The sequence below is a fragment of the Actinophytocola algeriensis genome (genome assembly GCF_014203735.1).
GTDB lineage: Bacteria > Actinomycetota > Actinomycetes > Mycobacteriales > Pseudonocardiaceae > Actinophytocola > Actinophytocola algeriensis.
Genome location: NZ_JACHJQ010000011.1, coordinates 53,141 through 69,425, shown reverse-complemented (window position 1 = coordinate 69,425; position 16,285 = coordinate 53,141). Strand labels below are relative to the sequence as shown.

Genomic DNA, 16,285 nt, shown 5'->3' with positions numbered 1-16,285 from the left:
CCGCGGAACTACTTCTTGAGCTTGCGACGCTGAACGCGCGTCTTGCGAAGCAGCTTGCGGTGCTTCTTCTTGGACATGCGCTTGCGGCGCTTCTTGATGACCGAGCCCATGCGGAACCTCTGCTTCAGTCGGTGGTCGAGTACAACCTGGAACGGCAACGACCACACGACCAGATCCGGCCACGGACGCGCCCCATTGACACCAGGCAACGAGCGTCAAGATTACCTGGACGTCACGAGGCGCTCCGCACCGGTCTCCTAGCCTGCGTCGAAATACGCACTTCGCAGGTAGTCGTGCACTGCTTGTTCCGGTACCCGGAACGATTTGCCCACTCGCACAGCGGGTAGTTCTCCGTTGTGTACCAGCCGGTACACAGTCATCTTCGACACCCGCATCATCGTGGCCACCTCGGCCACAGTGAGGAACCGCACCTGTGCGAGGCCAGGCGGCTCCGGGTCTTTCTTGTTCGCCGGCATGCTCACCGCGTCCTTCGACACGTGTCGCGCCGTCGGCTTCCCCACCGGCGGTATCGACACGCACGTGCTTCTCCCGAGACTAGCGGGACTGGTGTGACGAATGCGATCCCGCAGGCGGAATTGACTCGGAAAGATCAGTCCTCGTCGTGCTGGCGCCCCAGCTCCTGCGAGCGGTCCCGCGCGGCCTCGATGGCGTCCAGCAACGCGGCACGCACCCCGTGCTTCTCCAGCTCGCGGATGGCCATGATGGTCGTGCCCGCCGGCGAGGTGACGGCTTCGCGCAACGTCACCGGGTGCTCCCCGGTCTTCGCGAGCATCGCGGCGGCGCCGACCGCGGACTGGATGATCAGCTTCTCGGACACCGCGCGCGGCAGCCCGAGCAGGATCCCGGCGTCGATCATGGCCTCGACCAGGTAGAAGAAGTAGGCGGGCCCGGAGCCGGACAGGGCGGTCACGGCGTCCTGCTGCGACTCGGGCACCCGCACGACCACGCCGACGACCGACAGCAGCTCCTCGACGGTCGCCAGGTGGTCGCCGGTCGCGTACCGGCCGGGCGAGATGGCGGACATGGCCTCGCCGACGACCATCGGCGTGTTCGGCATGACCCGCACCACCGGCACCCCGTCGGGCAGCCTGCGCTCGTACAGGGTGGTCGGCAGCCCGGCGCACAGCGAGACGACGAGCGTGCCCACGTCGAGGTTGGGGCCCAGCTCGTCCAGCAGCGGCTCGATGTCCTGCGGCTTGACGGCCACGACGATGACGTCGGCCTCCTTGGCCGCGGTGGCGACGTCCACGGCGCGGAAGCCGTAGCGCGTGGTCAGCTCGGCGGCCCGATCCGGGTGGCGTTCGGTGAACATGAGGTCCTCGACCCGGCGGCCGCCGCCCAGCAGCCCTGCGAGGAGCGCCTCCCCGATCTTCCCTGCCCCGAGCACCGCGATGGAATAGGTCATGCGGGACAGCGTCCCACGCTACGGTTCGGCGGTATGTCCACCGGTACGCAGATCCTGCTCGGCGTCGCCGTCGCGGTCGTCCTGTTCGCGGTCTGGCTGGGCCTGCGCCGCCGCACACCGGCCGAGCGCCGCCCGCCGCCCCCGGACCTCGACCCGAGGCTGCGCGAGCTCGTCGCGGACGGCAAGGCGATCGTCGCGATCAAGGAGCTCCGCGCGGCGACCGGCATGGGCCTGCGCGAGGCGAAGGAGCACGTGGCAGGCCTGGCCCCGGCGACGCGGCGCAGGGACGACGACCGGGTGCAGGCGCTGCTCGCGCGGGGCGAGAAGATCCAGGCGATCAAGGAGCTCCGCGAGCACACTGGCCTTGGCCTCGCCGAGGCCAAGGCGTACGTGGACCGCCTGGCCGCCGAGCCGCCCGTCCACCACGGGCCGCCGGATCTCACCCGCGTGCTCGACCTGGCCGCGAGTGGCAAGCAGATCGAGGCCATCAAGGAGCTGCGCGCGGTGACGGGCCTCGGCCTGCGTGATGCCAAGGACTACGTGGACGCCCTGGTCGCCACGGGCGAACCACCGCCGCCGCCCAGCGACGAGGTCGGCGCGGCGACCCTCGCCCGCGCCCGTGAGCTGGTGGCCGCCGGCAAGAAGATCCAGGCGGTGAAGGCCGTCCGCGACGACACCGGCTGGGCCCTCAAACGCGCCAAGGACTTCGTGGACCAGCTCTAGTGTCCCGCGCCGGAAATCAGGCAACTGAGATTCGGTGGATCCAGCTTCCTGCTGGCGGCGTTGCCGGTCCGCCCAAGTACGATCCAGTACGAGGACGAACCGGCGCCTTGCCAGCAGAAACCTGGATCCACCGACTCAGTCACCGCATTTCCGGCGCGGGACACTAGGCCTTCGCCGACAGTGCGAGCTGGCGGGTCTGGCAGATCAGGCGGCCGGTGGCGTCCACGACGGTCGCGTCGGCGTCGAACCACGGGCCGTGGACCGCGCGGCAGTCGACGTGGATGCGCAGCCAGCCCGGGGCCGGGCGGGAGCGCAGCAGGGACGTGAGCTGGACGGTCGGGGTCCAGCCGAAGCGGCCGAGGTTGAACGTGACCGGCATCGAGATGTCGCCGGCCATCAGCGCGAACATCGGGTCGACCTGTTCGCTGCGCGGCCGTGCCCACAGGCGCAGGCGCGGCGGGTCGTTGGTCTGACCGTGCAGGAAGCCCGCGCCGTTGGGGTCGAGGCGGATGTCGCAGCCCTCGGTGAGGCGGAAGACCGACGCCATGGGCAGCGAGGCCAGGTCCAGCGCGTTGCCCGGCGGCTCGGCGGGCTGGTTCGGCAGGTCCGACCAGACCGCACGTTCGCGCGGCAGGCGCCCGGTGGTCACGACGCCCTCGACACACGACTGTCCACGCTGCTCCAGCTGCACGGCGACGATCGTCGCCTGGCGGCCGGTCTTGCGGACCTCCGTGCGCAGCAGCACCGGGCCCATCTCGGGCGCGCGGAGGAACTGCGCACTGACCGACAGGGGATCGGCCACGGGCGAACCGCTGCCCGCCGCCGCGACGGCCGCGCGGGACAGGAGGGCGACGAGGAACCCGCCGTGTGGCTTGCCGCCGATCGACCACGGGCCCGACAGGGTGGCGGCGAAGGTGCCGTCACCGAGCGAGCGCACGCGCGACGCGGTCGTGAAAGGACCGGCGCCGCCGTGTCCCGGGCGCGTGTCGCCCTGGCCCGCAAGACTGCTCATGATTATTACCCTGCCACGTCCGGGGAAGCTTGATCAGATCGCGGTACCCGAACCGGGATCATTTGCGGGATACCAAGGCGCGCAAGAAGAACGCGGTGTTCGCGGGCCGTTCGGCGAGTCTGCGCATCAGGTAGCCGTACCACTGCACGCCGTAAGGAACGTAGACGCGGACGGTGTGGCCGAGCGCCGCCAGCCGCAGTTGCTCGTCCGGGCGGATGCCGTACAGCATCTGGAACTCGAAGCTCCCGGGTTTGCGGCCGAGCGACTCCGCCCGCGAGCCGACGATCTCGACCAGCCGGGGGTCGTGGGTGGCGAACATCGGGAAGCCGTCGCCGCGCAGGAGTGTGTTCGCGCAGCGGACGTAGCTCCGGTCGACGTCGTGCGGGTCGGGGAACGCGACCTCGCCTGGTTCGGCGTAGGCGCCCTTGCAGAGGCGGACCCGCGATCCCTCGGACGCGAGCCGTCCGCAGTCGCCCTCGGTGCGGTGCAGGTAGGCCTGCAGCACCGCGCCGACCCACGACCAGGTGCCGCGCAGCTCGGCGAGCACCCGCAACGTGGAGTCGGTGGTGGTGTGGTCCTCCATGTCGAGGGTGACCGTGGTGCCGCACTCGGCCGCCTTGGCGCAGATGCGCGCGGCGTTCTCCAGTGCGAGCCGTTCGTCGAGCGCCTGCCCGACCGCGGAGAGCTTCACGCTCACCTCGGCGCTCTTGGCGAGGCCGTCGCGGTGGAGGCCGTCCAGGAGTTCCAGGTAGGCCTGCACGGTCTGCTCGGCGAGGGTCTTGTCGGTGGTGTCCTCGCCCAGGTAGTCGAGGGTGACGGTCAGCCCCTGGTCGACGAGGCTCCTGGTGACCTCGAGCGCGTCGGCGGTGGTCTCGCCTGCCACGAATCGACGTACGACGTCCCGGCTCACCGGGGCGGTCGCGACCAGCCGACGGATCACGTCGTTGCCGGCCGCGGCCAGGATCAGGCTACGAAGCGGGTGCACGTGCGGGACTTTACGGGCCACCGGTCACGCGTGGGTGGGTTCCGACTGGTGGGCGAGCGGTCTTGGCGTGGTATCGACCGCCGGATGTGGGCAAGTCCACTGCGGATTGGCGGCCGCCGGAATCCACACGGGACCTACTGCCCCAGGTGGAGCCGCGCGAACAGCAACGACTCGGCCAGGTCCTTGGCCCGCTCGGCGGCGGTCCTTGCCCGCCGCGTGTTGATCTCCAACACGACCTGCCCGGCGAACCCGTCCCTGCTCAACGACTCGCACAGCGCGGCGCACGGCTGGTTGCCCCGGCCCGGCACCAGGTGCTCGTCCTTGGGCAGCCCGGTCCCGTCCGCGAGGTGCACGTGCGTCAGCCCGGCACCCATCCGCGACCGCAACGCCACCGCGTCCGCACCCGCCGCCGAGGTGTGCGACAGGTCCAGCGTGTAGTTCCGGTACCCGACGTCCGTGGGGTCGATCGAGGGGTCGAAGGCGGAGACCTGCCCACCCCACCGGCGGACCGGGAACATGTTCTCCACCGCGATCGCCACGCCGGACGACTCCTCCAGCGACGACACGAGGTCCGCGAAGCCCTCCGCGTACTTGCGCTGCCACCGGAACGGCGGGTGGATCACCACGGTCGGCGCGTCGAGGTCCTGTGCCGCCTGCACAGAACGGCGCAGACGTTCCTCGGGCCGGGGAGACCACACCCGTTGTGTGATCAACAGGCACGGTGCGTGGACGGCCATGACCGGGACCCCGTACTGCCGCGACCGCCGTCTCAGCGCGGCCGGATCCTGGCTGATCGGGTCGGCCCACACCATCACCTCGACGCCGTCGTAGCCCAGTGTGGCGGCCAGTTCGAAGGCCGTGGTCGCCGTCTGGGGCCACACGGACGCCGTGGAGACGCCGACGCGGACCGTCACTTGTTCAGCAACAGCAACGCCGCGGGTGACACCGTCACGACGAGACCGACCAGCACGGCGAGGAACGTCGTCTGCAGGTCCTCGGCGCGGCGGATCTTGCGCACGATGAGCACGAGGCCGACGATCACGGCCAGGGCGACCACGAGCGCGGCCTGTGGCATGAAGCCCCACAGCCAGTTGAAGCCGAGCCAGATCGCGGCGCCGCCGATGACGCCCAGCGCGAGCTGGCCGCCCATGATCGCCCACTCCTTGGCGGGTGAGCGGACCCGGTCGTCGTCGAGGTCGTCGAGGTCGTCGTCTTCCAGTTCGTCGAGGTCGTCATCGAGGCCGCGGTCCCGGCCGCGGTCGACGTCCTCGTCGACGCGGTCGTCGTACCCGGCCGGGTCGTAGCGGTCGTCGGGGTCGGCGGCGGGGTACGGGGAGCGGTAGTCCTCGTCCTCGGCCGGCACGTCGGAGTACGGGTCGTGCGGCGGCGGGTACGCGGGTGAGATGCGGGTGCGGCTGTCGGCGCCGGGGATGGGGCGGCGGCCGGTCATCGAGCCATCGACCGGGATGCGGCCGGGGACCCTCGGCAGTTCCTCGGTGGTGGGCTCCGCCTGCTCCACCGGCATGGGCGGTGGCGGTGGGGCCGAGTCGGCGTCCAGGCGGGACCGCAGGGACGGCTGGACGCCGCTGCGTTCGCGGGTGCCGCCCGGTGGCGGCGGGGGCAGCGGTACGCGCTGCGACGGCTGGGGGCGTGGTGGCTGCCGGTCGGGGCCAGGACCCGGCGCGATCGGCCTCGGCGTGCCGCGCACGGGTGTGGTCGGCTCGCTCGGCCGTGCGATGGCCGGGAGCTGGTTCGACGAGCGCTGGCCGGGTTGCGGCTGCGGCGGCGCGGGCTGCGGCCTGGGCAGCGGCTGCGACGGCTGCGGTGGCAGTGGCCTCGGCAGCTGCTGCGACGGCTGCGGTGCCTGGCGGCGTGGCGGCGGCTCCTGGGGCGGCGGCTGCTGCGGGCGCGGGTACTGGCCGGTCGAGTGGCCCCTGCGGTGCGAGGTGCGCTCCGGCGGCGGCATGTCGTCGCGGATGGCCTGCATCTCGCCCGACTCGGACAGGACCCGTTCGATGATCGCCTGGGCGCCGGTGTCGTCCATGTCGTCCGCACGCCGACGGCGCCGCCGGGGGGCGCGTTCGCCCGACTCGGCGCCGTACTTGGCGAGCAGCTCGGCGACGGTGCGCTGTGGCTGCTCAGGTCCGCCTTCGTGACTCATCGACTCCACCGTGCCCGGCGCCGGCCAAATCGTCCAGCGGCGACGCGTGACTGCCTTTCATGCTCGCAGGGTTCGGCCAACATTATGAACGGCCGCTCGGCGGGGACTTCCGCGAGCATCACGACTCCTCCCCATTGGCCTGGTCAAGGCGTCGCAGGATGATTCCCTCCCGCAACGCCCACGGGCAGATCTCGAGCTCCTGCCGTGACAGAGCACGCATCGTGGCCTGCGCCACGAGCGCCCCCGCGACCAGCTGGTGCGACCGGCTCGCGCTCACGCCCTCCAGCTCGGCGAGGTCGGCCGCACTCATCCGGGTGATGAACGCGACGAGCTGCCGCAGCCCCGGCTCGGTCAGCACGCGCCGCGCCCTCGGGCCTGCCGAGGACGGCGCGGCGCCGGTGAGGCGGGCGAGCGTGCGGAACGTCTTCGAGGTGGCGACGACCCGGTCCGGTTCGCCCCGTTTCGCGACCTTCCTCGCGACCGCCGCGAGCTGCTCGGTGAGCCAGTCGGCGGTCTCGGCGACCTCCTCGCGGCTGGGCGGGTCGCTCGAGAACCGTTCGCGGGTGATGCGGCCCGCGCCGAAGGGGACCGACTTCGCGTAGTCCGGCGCCTCGTCCATGCCGATGGCCAGCTCCAGCGAACCGCCGCCGATGTCGAGCACCAGCAGCCTGCCCGCCGACCAGCCGAGCCAGCGGCGGGCGGCCAGGAACGTCAGCTTCGCCTCGTCGTTGCCGGTGAGGACCTTCAGCTCGACGCCGGTCTCGGCGCGGACGCTGGCGAGCACGTCGGCGACGTTGCCGCAGTCGCGGACGGCCGAGGTCGCGAAGGCCATCAGGTCCTCGCAGCCCAGCTTCCGCGCCGTCTTCTTGGCCTGTGCGACCGTGTGGACCAGGTCCTCGATGCCCGTGTCGGAGAGGTCACCGCCGTCGGTCAGCCGCTCGGCAAGGCGCAGCACGGTCCGCTCGGAGCTGGCCGGCATCGGGTGCGCGCCCCGATGCGCGTCCACGACGAGCAGGTGGACCGTGTTCGAGCCCACGTCCAGAACCCCTAGGCGCACGGGGCGCAAGGTTACCGGGCGGTCGCGTTATGGGAAGGGGTTTCGGGGGTCTGGGGGTCGCTCCCCAGAAGTTTCCGCTTCACGATTCGAACTTGTACCCGAGGCCACGGACGGTGACGAGGTGCCTCGGCGAGGCCGGGTCCGGTTCGATCTTGGACCGCAGCCGCTTGACGTGGACGTCGAGCGTCTTCGTGTCGCCGACGTAGTCCGCGCCCCACACCCGGTCGATCAGCTGACCGCGCGTGAGCACCCGCCCGACGTTGCGGAGAAGGTACTCCAGCAGGTCGAACTCCTTCAGCGGGAGCGGGACCTCGGTCCCGTCGACGGTCACCACGTGCCGCTCGACGTCCATCCGAACCGGGCCGGCCGCGAGCACCTGCGGCAGCAGCTCGCCGTCCGGCGACTCGCCGCCGCGGCGCAGCACGGCCCGCACCCGCGCGATCAGCTCGCGCGCCGAGTACGGCTTGGTCACATAGTCGTCCGCGCCGATCTCCAGGCCGACGACCTTGTCGATCTCGCTGTCGCGCGCGGTCACCATGATCACCGGCACGGTGGAGCGCTGCCGCAGCGCCTTGCACACGTCCGTGCCGCTCATCCCGGGCAGCATCAGGTCGAGCAGGACGATGTCGGCGCCGTTGCGGTCGAACTCCTCGAGCGCCTGCTGGCCGGTGCTCGCCACGGCGGCCGTGAACCCTTCCTTGCGCAGCAGGAAGGCGAGCGGGTCGGCGAACGATTCCTCGTCCTCCACGATCAGCACCCTGGTCACGGCTTTCCTCCTGAGTTGACGCTGTGTGCGGAGTTGGGGTGGGCCGGTATGCGCAGCGTGAACGTGGAGCCGGTGCCCGGCCGGCTCCACAGCCTGACCTCGCCGCCGTGGTTGGCGGCGACGTGCTTGACGATGGCGAGCCCGAGGCCGGTGCCACCGGTGGCGCGGGAACGTGCCTTGTCCAGGCGGTAGAAGCGCTCGAACACGCGCTGCTGTTCCTCCTCCGGGATGCCCATGCCGCGGTCGGTGACCGCGATCTCGACGAACTCGCCGACGCGGCGGCGGCTGATCGAGACCGGGCTGCCCGGGGTGGAGTAGGCGACGGCGTTCTCCAGGAGGTTGGCCAGAGCGGTGACCAGCAGTGTCCGGTCACCCTCGACGAGCAGGCAGCTCTCGGCGTCGGTCGCGATGTCGATGCCGGTGTTCTCCGCGGAGAGCTTCGCGCGGCCCAGCGCGTCCCGCACGACCGCGTCGATCTCGACGGCGTTCATGTCGGGCAGCCGCTCGGCGCCCTGCAGGCGGGACAACGCGATCAGCTCGGTGACGAGCGTGCCGAGGCGGGTGGCCTCGTGGAGGATCTTGCCGGTGAACCGGCGGACCGACTCGGGGTCGTCCGCCGAGTCCAGCACGGCCTCGGCCAGCAGGGCCATGGCGCCGACCGGGGTCTTCAGCTCGTGGCTGACGTTGGCGACGAAGTCGCGGCGGGTGGCCTCCAGGCGGACCGCGTCGGACTCGTCGGCCGCGTCCACGGCGAGGAACCCGTCGCCGAGTGGACGGATCTCGCCGCGGACGGCCTCCGGGCCGCGCCCGAAGGAGCGTTCCTGCGGGCGCAGCTCGATCTCGACCGGCTCACCGGTCTCCTTGGCGAGTTCGGCGGCCTTCTTGGTGTGGGTGTCGACCCGCCGGTTGCGGACCACGCCCAGCTCCTCGGCACGCGGGTTGTGCTGCACGACGTCGCCGAACTCGTTGAGGATGACGACCGCGTTGTGCGAGGAGTGCACGAGGCGCTGGAGGAGAACGGAAATGGTCGGGCCGGCCGGAGGCTGCGCCGCCGACCGATGTCTCGCTCTGGTGATCGCCGCACCCGCGACAAGGCCGAGGAGCAGCGCACCGGCTGTCAGGACGATCCAGACCACGTCGGTCACGAGCGAATCGTAAGCAGGTCAGGGGTGGTGTGGACCAGTCCGGCACGGGCATAGGTGATTGTCCCGACACCTAAATCGGCGTTGTTCGTCCGTGCGCAAGCCCAAGTTCACCCGATCGTGTCCAAACGGGTCAGCTCGTCCTCGGTCAGCCGCACTCCGGCGGCGGCGATGTTCTCCTCGAGGTGGGCCGGGTCGCCGGTGCCGGGGATGGCGAGCACGTGCGGTCCCTTGTGGAGGGTCCACGCGAGCCTGACCTGCGCTTCGCTGACGCCGTGCGCCTGCGCGAGCTCACTCACGACCTGCTGTTCGCCGCCCGCGGCGATGGCGAAGAACGGCACGAACGCGACGCCGTGCTCGGCGCAGAGGTCCAGCAGGGCGTCGTCCTCGCGGCGCGTGGTGAGTCCGTACTGGTTTTGGACGCACACGACCTCGGCGATGTCCATCGCCTCCTTGAGGTGGCCGGCGTCGACGTTGGAGATGCCGAGGTGCCGAATGAGACCTTCCTGCTGGAGCTCGGCGAGCGCGCCGAAACCCTCCGCCAGGGAGCCCTCGCCGCGCTCCAGCGACTGTCCGATGCGGAAGTTGACGACCTCGAGGTGGTCGAGCCCGAGCTCGCGGAGGTTCTGCTCGACCTGTCCGCGCAGGGCGTCCTTGTCGCTGACGTGCAGGAAGTTGCCCGCCTCGTCCCGGCCGGGGCCGACCTTGGTGGTGATCACGAGATCGTCCGGGTAGGGCGCGAGCGCGGAGTGGATCAGCTCGTTGCTCGACAGGCCGCCGAGGAAGTAGAACGCGGCGGTGTCGATGTGGTTGACACCCAGTTCGACGGCCCTGCGGAGGACCGCGATGGACTGTTCGCGGTCGCGGGGCCCGCCGTCGGAGGTCATGGGGAGCCGCATGGCGCCGAAGCCCATGCGGTTGACGGTCCGGTCGCCCAGCTGCCACGTGCCTGCGGCGTTCGCGTTGATCGATGTCATGGCTCCACCCTGTCCACGGCGTGTGCCCGCCGCTCGGAATGGCAACTTCTTGCCGACCTCGCCAGCCGGGGTGCGCTTCGGGGAGACTCGGAGGTATGAGTGCGGTGACGACGGTCCGTGGCGAGGAGGAGCTGTTCGCGCGCACGGCCCACCTGTTCGCGACGGCCAGCGAGGTGACGTGTGCCGCGCGGGACCTGAACACGTTCGCGGTGAGCAGGCACACGCACCACGGGCTCGTCCAGGAGACGCGGCCGAAGGTGCGAAAGCTGTACCAGCCCGCGATGCTGCTCAACCCGTCCGGCGCGCAGCACGTGCGCACGGTCGCGGCACATGGCGCCCAGGTCCGCGTCACCGGCGACGACATCAACGAGACGATCATCATCGACCGGCGGTTCGCGATCCTGGCCGGTGATCTCAGCGACGGGCTGCGCAGCTACAGCGTGGTGACCGAGGCGGCTGTGGTGCAGAACGTCCAGTCGCTGTTCGACGCGGCGTGGCGGTCGGGGACCGAGCTGGCGGTGTACGACGCGCAGCACGCGGATCTGACGTCGCTCGCGCCCCGGGTGCTGGAGCTGCTGGCGTCCGGGTGCAAGGACGAGACGGCGGCCAGGACGCTGGGCCTCGGGGTGCGGACCTACCGGCGGCGGGTCGCGGAGTTGATGACGGCGCTGGGTGCGGAGTCGCGCTTCCAGGCAGGCATCCGGGCTCACGAACTGGGTCTGATCTGACCGCTGCGGAAGCGGCGTGCCGGGTGTGCCGGTGTCCCGAAAGACGCTTTCGGGGCGTTGAGCGTCCCGAAAGCGTCTTTCAGGGCAGCGCTACTCGGCTGCGAGGTCAGCGACCCTGGTTGGCCACCGCCGCCGCGGCCGCCTCTGCCGCGGCCGGGTCCAGGTACGTGCCGCCCGGCTTCAGCGGCTCCAACGCGTCGTTCAGGTCGTAGCGCAGCGGAATGCCCGTCGGGATGTTGAGCCCCGCGATCGCGTCGTCGGAAACGCGGTCCAGGTACTTCACCAGTGCGCGCAGCGAGTTCCCGTGGGCGGCCAGCAGGACGGTTTTGCCGGCACGCAGGTCCGGGACGATCTCCGCCTCCCAGTACGGGAGCATCCTGGCGACGACGTCTTTCAGGCATTCCGTACGAGGCGCGTCGATACCGGCGTACCGGGCGTCGCCGTCCTGGGAGAACTCCGAGCCGAGCTCGATCGGCGGCGGCGGCGTGTCGTAGGACCGGCGCCAGAGCATGAACTGCTCCTCGCCGAACTCCTCCAGGGTCTGCTTCTTGTTCTTGCCCTGCAGCGCGCCGTAGTGGCGCTCGTTGAGACGCCAGTCGCGCTTCACCGGGATCCAGTGGCGGTCCGCCACGTCCAGCGCGATGTTCGCCGTCGCGATGGCCCTGCGCAGCACGGAGGTGTGGACCACGTCCGGCAGCAGGTCCGCTTCACGCAGCAGCTGTCCGCCGCGTTCCGCCTCGCCCTTGCCCTTCTCCGACAGCGCCACGTCCACCCAGCCGGTGAACAGGTTCTCCGCATTCCAGAGGCTCTCGCCGTGGCGGAGCAGAATCAGCGTTCCGACCGAGGAGTCGTGCATCGATCCAGACATGCCGAGCAGCCTGCCAGAGATTTGTGAACAACACGGTCCGGGCCACCCGTTCGGGCCAACCTGAGTGCTCCGATCAACCCTGCGTCGAGAATTAACGTAAGGGTCGTGATCAGATTGTTACCTACGGAACGCAATTACCCCGTCGCGCCGCGACCAGTGGCCTTGTGTAACCGCCCGACTTCTGACAGGTTGACACCGCCCTTGCGGATCAGCTCCCACGCACTCCCTGATCCGAAAGGGCAGCAGTACGGCTCGTCTCCCCTGCCGAGCCGTACCCCGCCCGGATTCCCATGGGTGCCCCCCGCTCAGGGCTCCGACGCGGCGGGACCTAACGCGCGGCGGCTCGGGATCGCGACTCCCCCCTCGCCCGAGCCGCCGCGCGAACCTGCATACAAAATCAAACCTGCGGGCTCGACGGCGTGAGCATGTGCTCGAAGGCCTTGAGGTTCGCGAGTGACTCGCCGCGTGATACACGCCACTCGTACTCCCGCTGGATCGATGACGCGAAGCCGATCTCCAGCAGTGTGTTGAAGTCGCCGTCGGCCGCTTCCAGTACCTGCCCGAGCAGCCGGTCCAGCTCGTCCGGTGTCACCGACCCGTGCGAGACGCGCCCCACCAGGTAGATGTCGCCGAGCTGGTCGATCGTGTACGCGACCCCGTAGAGCTTCGCGTTGCGCCGCAGCATGAACCGGTACACGTCCTCGAACGCCTCGTCCGGCCGCCTGCACACGAACGCCTCGAGCACCAGCGCGTGCGGGTTCACCCGCAGCCACACGTTGGTCTGCAGCTTCTTGGTGCCGGGCAACGTCACGAAGTACCGCCCGGCCGCGGGGCTCTGGTACTTCAGCTCCCGCTCGGCCAGCGTGTCCTCGATGACCTGGTTCAGGTCCGTCAACGGCATCGGTTCACTCCGCAAGCTCCGTCAACGAGACGGTTCACTCCGCAAGCTCCGTCAACGAGACGGTTCACTCCGCAAGCTCCGTCAACGAGACGGTTCACTCCGCAAGCTCCGTTCATACCGCCACCTCCGTCTCGAAGAGCGCGCGCCGGAACGCGGTCGCGGCGTCGGCGTACCCCGAGACCAGCGCGTCAGTCGTACGGTCCCACGAGAACCGGGCCGCGTGCTCGACGGCGCCCGCCGACAGCCGGGCCCGCACGTTCGGCCGCAGTGCCACGCGTGCCAGCGCCGACGCCCACGTGCCCGCGCGGTGACCGGGCACGAGCAGCCCCGACACGGAGTTGCGCACCGCGACCGGCAACCCGCCGACCGCGGCCGCGACGACCGGCGTGCCACAGGCCTGCGCCTCCAGCGCGACCAGCCCGAACGACTCGTTGTGGCTCGGCACCGCGACCACGTCGGCGGCCCGGTACACGTCCCGCAGCGCGCCACCCCTGCGTGGTGGCAGGAACCGCACCACGTCCGCGATGCCCAGCGTCGCGGCCAGCTCCTGCAGCGCGGTCGGCGCCTCGAGCCCGGACCCCGACGGCCCGCCCACGACCACGACCACGAGCTTCTCCCGCGCCACCGCGCCACTCGCGAGCAGCTCGGCGGCCGCGCGCAGCAGCACGTCCGGCGCCTTGAGCGGCTGGATGCGGCCGACGAACGCGAGCACCGTGGCGTCCGGCGCGATGCCGAGGGCGGCACGGGCCGCTGCCTGGTCACCCGGCCGGAACAGGTCGAGGTCGACGCCCGGCGCGACCGTGTGCACCTTCGCGGGCGCGGCGTCGTAGAGGTCGGCGAGCTGCGCGGCTTCGACGTCGGTGTTGGCGATCAGCTGGTCCGCCTCGTCGACGACCTGCTGCTCACCGATCTCACGGGTGCGCGGCTCCGGTACGTCGCCGTCGGCGAGCGCGGCGTTCTTGACCTTCGCGAGCGTGTGCGCGGAGTGCACGAGCGGCACGCCCCAGCGGTCCCGCACCAGGTAGCCGACCTGGCCGGACAGCCAGTAGTGCGAGTGCACGAGGTCGTAGTAGCCGGGCTCGTGCCGCGCCTCGGCACGCAGGACACCGGCGGTGAACGAGCACAGCTGAGCAGGCAGCTCGTCCTTGCCGAGGCCCTCGTACGGGCCCGCGGTGACGTGCCTGACCAGCACTCCCGGCGCCAGCTCCGCGACCGGTGGCAGGTCCGAGGACGTGGCGCGGGTGAAGACCTCGACTGCGATGCCGCGTCGCGCCATGTGGGTAGCGGTCTGGGTGATGTAGACGTTCATGCCGCCCGCGTCGCCGGTGCCCGGCTGTTCGAGCGGCGAGGTGTGCAGTGACAGGACCGCCACCCTGCGTGGCAGCCGCCGCATGCGCAGCAGGGACCCCACGGAATCCTGATCGACCGTCACATCCACTCCCGACTAGTGGTTGGCGACCGGCCCCGCGAAATCGACCAGGGCCGCGTTGAACTCCGCACGGCGTTCCACGAACGGCATGTGTCCCACTTCTTCGAACCAACGCACGATGGCGGTTGAAATCTTCCCGGCCGCGTACTCCGCGCTCGCCGGGGCGACGACCGTGTCGGCCGTGCCGTGCGCGATCAGCACGGGCACGTCGATCGCCGCGAGCACCTCCGCGCTGCCGACATCCCGCCGGAACAGCGCTTTCCTGACGCGCGGTGGCACGCGGAGCATGTCCCCGACGTGCCGCTGGAGGTCGGGACCCGGCAGCGGCGCCGCGGTCATCCGCTCGGCGAGCGTGGTCAGCGCCGGGATCGCCTCGCGGGGGTCCTCGGACAGCGCGGGCCGCATGATCCCGTCCCACGCCGAGCCGACCGCGCCGCCGGGCCGGTCGCGGCCCATCTCGGTGAGCGCGCCGACGTACACGACGCCTGCGACCCCGGCCGTACCGCGTTCCCGCAGGTAGTCGGTGACCACGAGGCCGCCGTAGGACCAGCCGACGAGCACCGCCGGCCTGCCGAGATGGTCGAGGACGGCCGCGAGGTCGCCCGCCCACACGGCCGGGTCGTCGTAGCCGTCGGCGGCGATGTCGGACGCGCCGTGCCCGCGCAGGTCGACGGCGACGAGCCGGTGCGCACTGAGAGAATGATCACTCAGCTGCCCGGCCCACGCCGCGCTGGACGCCGCCCAGCCGTGGACGAACACGATGGGCGGCCCCTGTGGATCACCCGCGGTGCGGAAGGCGATGCGGGTGCCGCCCCCGGTGGTGACGCCTGCCATTCAGTTCAGCGCCGACATCGACTGCCACTGCTCCCACGAGAGCAGCCAGTCGAACACGTCGGAGGTGGTCGGGAAGTCGGCCTTCGAGCCGGTGATCTCCACCGGGTCGCCGATCAGCGCGCTGTCGAAGTACGCCTTCGCGTCGGCCTCGAGCAGGTTGACGCAGCCGTGCGAGCTGTTCTTCTTGCCGATGTTGGCGGCGTTGTCGTTGTTCTCGTGGATGAACTCGCCGTGGTTGGAGATGCGGACGGCCCACTTCTTCATCACGTTCGTGTACCCGTAGCGCGGGTTGGAGAAGTCGCCGACCTCCTCCTTCGCCATGACGATGACCGTGCCGTTCGGCGTGTTCAGGTTCGGGTCGTTGTCGTCGCCGTTGCTCGACGGGTAGCTCGCGAACAGCTGTCCGTCGCGGTAGACGTTCATCACGTGGTCCGGCGTGTTGATCTTCACGACCTGGTTGCGGCCGATGGTGAACTGCGTCGACAGGTCGGCCTTGCCGTACGCGCCGCCGCCGTAGGCCACGCCGTACAGCTTCGCGTTCACCGTCACCTGCGTGTTCGCCGGCCAGTACTCCTTGGGGCGCCAGTCGACCTGGCTGTCGCTGATCCACGCCCACGAGCCCTCGACGGGCTGGGAGGTCTCCACGGTCAGCGCCTTCTCGACCGCGGCCTTGTCCTCCGGCGGCCCCTCCGGGAACTTGACGCTGACCGGCATGCCGACGCCGACCGTCGCGTTGTCGCCGGGGTTGATCGTGGCGCGCGGCGTCGCGGCCGGCGCGAGCGTGTTGAAGGTGCCGGTCTTCTCGGTCACCCGGCCGTCGGCATTCTCCGCCTTCACCGTGTACGTGTACGCCTTGGCGTAGCCGAGGACCTCGCCGCTGGTCCAGCTCTTCTTGTCCGGGGCGAGCTGCCCGGTGACCGGTGCGCCCTCCGGGTTGGTGACCGTCGCCTCGGTCAGCTCGCCGTCGGTGACGGTGATCTTGACCGGTGTGGTCGGCGCGACGTCGACGGCACCGATCTCCGGCGCGAACGCGAGCTTGGCGGCGGGTGCCTTCTTCTCTTTCTCGAACGGCCCGCCGCTGCCACCGCCGTCGTCCGACGTGCACGATGCGAGCAATGCGATCGCGGCGACCAGCGTCGCGACCGTGCCGAGAAGCCGCCGTCCGGATCTCACGTCCAAAACCTCCGCCTGGCTCGAGTCCCTCATGTGTATGACGCCCCAGCGCCGTCCTGGTGCGCGGGCGCGAGTGTGACAGTCGTCACGACACCCTCCCGCC

At 70.6% G+C, this 16,285-nt stretch carries 18 protein-coding genes; 2 read left to right on the top strand and 16 right to left on the bottom strand.

Translation table 11 applies throughout. From position 1 onward, the window contains the following. Positions 1 to 8: 8 nt before the first annotated feature. The 3 genes from FHR82_RS39740 to proC form a co-directional block, all read right to left on the bottom strand. On the bottom strand, positions 9 to 110 hold the full coding sequence (locus FHR82_RS39740; protein WP_018684825.1) for a 30S ribosomal protein bS22: 102 nt from the start codon (positions 108 to 110) through the stop codon (positions 9 to 11). Positions 111 to 257: 147 nt separating this feature from the next. Further along, positions 258 to 476 (bottom strand): helix-turn-helix domain-containing protein, encoded by a 219-nt coding sequence (locus FHR82_RS39735; protein ID WP_184816121.1) that lies wholly within the window; start codon positions 474 to 476, stop codon positions 258 to 260. A 134-nt stretch (positions 477 to 610) separates the two neighbouring features. Beyond that, entirely contained in the window at positions 611 to 1,426 is an 816-nt protein-coding gene (gene proC, locus FHR82_RS39730; RefSeq protein ID WP_184815818.1) for a pyrroline-5-carboxylate reductase, read from the bottom strand. A gap of 33 nt (positions 1,427 to 1,459) precedes the next feature. Here proC and FHR82_RS45430 point away from each other — a divergent pair, with 33 nt between their 5' ends. Next, complete coding sequence (locus FHR82_RS45430) at positions 1,460 to 2,149, top strand: ribosomal protein L7/L12 (protein WP_221464874.1); 690 nt, start codon at positions 1,460 to 1,462, stop codon at positions 2,147 to 2,149. A gap of 163 nt (positions 2,150 to 2,312) precedes the next feature. Here FHR82_RS45430 and FHR82_RS39720 read toward each other — a convergent pair whose 3' ends face one another. The 8 genes from FHR82_RS39720 to FHR82_RS39685 form a co-directional block, all read right to left on the bottom strand. After that, positions 2,313 to 3,161 carry a thioesterase family protein gene (locus FHR82_RS39720; RefSeq protein WP_184815817.1) on the bottom strand — a complete coding sequence of 283 codons (849 nt, stop codon included), beginning with the start codon at positions 3,159 to 3,161 and terminating at the stop codon, positions 2,313 to 2,315. Between the two features lie 58 nt (positions 3,162 to 3,219). Beyond that, entirely contained in the window at positions 3,220 to 4,146 is a 927-nt protein-coding gene (locus FHR82_RS39715; RefSeq protein WP_184815816.1) for a proline dehydrogenase family protein, read from the bottom strand. Between the two features lie 134 nt (positions 4,147 to 4,280). Further along, positions 4,281 to 5,060 carry a sugar phosphate isomerase/epimerase family protein gene (locus tag FHR82_RS39710; protein ID WP_184815815.1) on the bottom strand — a complete coding sequence of 260 codons (780 nt, stop codon included), beginning with the start codon at positions 5,058 to 5,060 and terminating at the stop codon, positions 4,281 to 4,283. After that, positions 5,057 to 6,307 (bottom strand): NfeD family protein, encoded by a 1,251-nt coding sequence (locus FHR82_RS39705; RefSeq protein ID WP_184815814.1) that lies wholly within the window; start codon positions 6,305 to 6,307, stop codon positions 5,057 to 5,059. The genes FHR82_RS39710 and FHR82_RS39705 overlap by 4 nt, the downstream gene beginning before the upstream one ends. A gap of 118 nt (positions 6,308 to 6,425) precedes the next feature. Next, on the bottom strand, positions 6,426 to 7,364 hold the full coding sequence (locus FHR82_RS39700) for a Ppx/GppA family phosphatase (protein ID WP_184815813.1): 939 nt from the start codon (positions 7,362 to 7,364) through the stop codon (positions 6,426 to 6,428). A gap of 79 nt (positions 7,365 to 7,443) precedes the next feature. Further along, positions 7,444 to 8,130, bottom strand: coding sequence for a response regulator (locus tag FHR82_RS39695; RefSeq protein WP_184815812.1), 687 nt, complete (start codon positions 8,128 to 8,130; stop codon positions 7,444 to 7,446). Then, on the bottom strand, positions 8,127 to 9,275 hold the full coding sequence (locus FHR82_RS39690) for a sensor histidine kinase (protein WP_184815811.1): 1,149 nt from the start codon (positions 9,273 to 9,275) through the stop codon (positions 8,127 to 8,129). Before FHR82_RS39690 ends, FHR82_RS39695 begins: the two co-directional genes overlap by 4 nt. A 107-nt stretch (positions 9,276 to 9,382) precedes the next feature. Beyond that, complete coding sequence (locus tag FHR82_RS39685; protein WP_184815810.1) at positions 9,383 to 10,249, bottom strand: oxidoreductase; 867 nt, start codon at positions 10,247 to 10,249, stop codon at positions 9,383 to 9,385. 95 nt (positions 10,250 to 10,344) lie between these two features. On the opposite strand from FHR82_RS39685, the gene FHR82_RS39680 reads away from it, so the two are divergent. Beyond that, a complete protein-coding gene (locus tag FHR82_RS39680; RefSeq protein ID WP_184815809.1) occupies positions 10,345 to 10,977 on the top strand; it encodes a helix-turn-helix domain-containing protein in 633 nt (210 codons plus the stop codon). 106 nt (positions 10,978 to 11,083) lie between these two features. Here the strand turns inward: FHR82_RS39680 and FHR82_RS39675 are convergent, their stop codons facing one another. The 5 genes from FHR82_RS39675 to FHR82_RS39655 all read right to left on the bottom strand — a co-directional run bounded on the left by FHR82_RS39675 (position 11,084) and on the right by FHR82_RS39655 (position 16,182). Further along, on the bottom strand, positions 11,084 to 11,845 hold the full coding sequence (locus FHR82_RS39675) for a phosphoglyceromutase (protein WP_225943999.1): 762 nt from the start codon (positions 11,843 to 11,845) through the stop codon (positions 11,084 to 11,086). Between the two features lie 397 nt (positions 11,846 to 12,242). Beyond that, the gene (locus FHR82_RS39670; protein WP_184815808.1) at positions 12,243 to 12,746 is read right to left on the bottom strand and encodes a type III secretion system chaperone family protein; all 504 of its coding nucleotides are present in this window, start codon (positions 12,744 to 12,746) and stop codon (positions 12,243 to 12,245) included. Between the two features lie 112 nt (positions 12,747 to 12,858). Further along, on the bottom strand, positions 12,859 to 14,139 hold the full coding sequence (gene mshA, locus FHR82_RS39665) for a D-inositol-3-phosphate glycosyltransferase (RefSeq protein WP_184816118.1): 1,281 nt from the start codon (positions 14,137 to 14,139) through the stop codon (positions 12,859 to 12,861). 51 nt (positions 14,140 to 14,190) lie between these two features. Then, complete coding sequence (locus FHR82_RS39660) at positions 14,191 to 15,009, bottom strand: alpha/beta fold hydrolase (RefSeq protein WP_184815807.1); 819 nt, start codon at positions 15,007 to 15,009, stop codon at positions 14,191 to 14,193. Then, complete coding sequence (locus tag FHR82_RS39655; RefSeq protein ID WP_311771496.1) at positions 15,010 to 16,182, bottom strand: L,D-transpeptidase; 1,173 nt, start codon at positions 16,180 to 16,182, stop codon at positions 15,010 to 15,012. Positions 16,183 to 16,285 lie beyond the last annotated feature (103 nt).

Bases quoted from the DNA above. Each gene is read 5' to 3' on its own strand.
- FHR82_RS39705 (WP_184815814.1), bottom strand. From the start codon at position 6,307: ATGAGTCACGAAGGCGGACCTGAGCAGCCACAGCGCACCGTCGCCGAG.
- mshA (WP_184816118.1), bottom strand. From the start codon at position 14,139: ATGCGGCGGCTGCCACGCAGGGTGGCGGTCCTGTCACTGCACACCTCG.
- FHR82_RS39735 (WP_184816121.1), bottom strand. From the start codon at position 476: ATGCCGGCGAACAAGAAAGACCCGGAGCCGCCTGGCCTCGCACAGGTG.
- FHR82_RS39685 (WP_184815810.1), bottom strand. From the start codon at position 10,249: ATGACATCGATCAACGCGAACGCCGCAGGCACGTGGCAGCTGGGCGAC.
- FHR82_RS39720 (WP_184815817.1), bottom strand. From the start codon at position 3,161: ATGAGCAGTCTTGCGGGCCAGGGCGACACGCGCCCGGGACACGGCGGC.
- FHR82_RS39675 (WP_225943999.1), bottom strand. From the start codon at position 11,845: ATGTCTGGATCGATGCACGACTCCTCGGTCGGAACGCTGATTCTGCTC.
- FHR82_RS39660 (WP_184815807.1), bottom strand. From the start codon at position 15,009: ATGGCAGGCGTCACCACCGGGGGCGGCACCCGCATCGCCTTCCGCACC.
- proC (WP_184815818.1), bottom strand. From the start codon at position 1,426: ATGACCTATTCCATCGCGGTGCTCGGGGCAGGGAAGATCGGGGAGGCG.
- FHR82_RS39680 (WP_184815809.1), top strand. From the start codon at position 10,345: ATGAGTGCGGTGACGACGGTCCGTGGCGAGGAGGAGCTGTTCGCGCGC.
- FHR82_RS39740 (WP_018684825.1), bottom strand. From the start codon at position 110: ATGGGCTCGGTCATCAAGAAGCGCCGCAAGCGCATGTCCAAGAAGAAG.
- FHR82_RS39670 (WP_184815808.1), bottom strand. From the start codon at position 12,746: ATGCCGTTGACGGACCTGAACCAGGTCATCGAGGACACGCTGGCCGAG.
- FHR82_RS45430 (WP_221464874.1), top strand. From the start codon at position 1,460: ATGTCCACCGGTACGCAGATCCTGCTCGGCGTCGCCGTCGCGGTCGTC.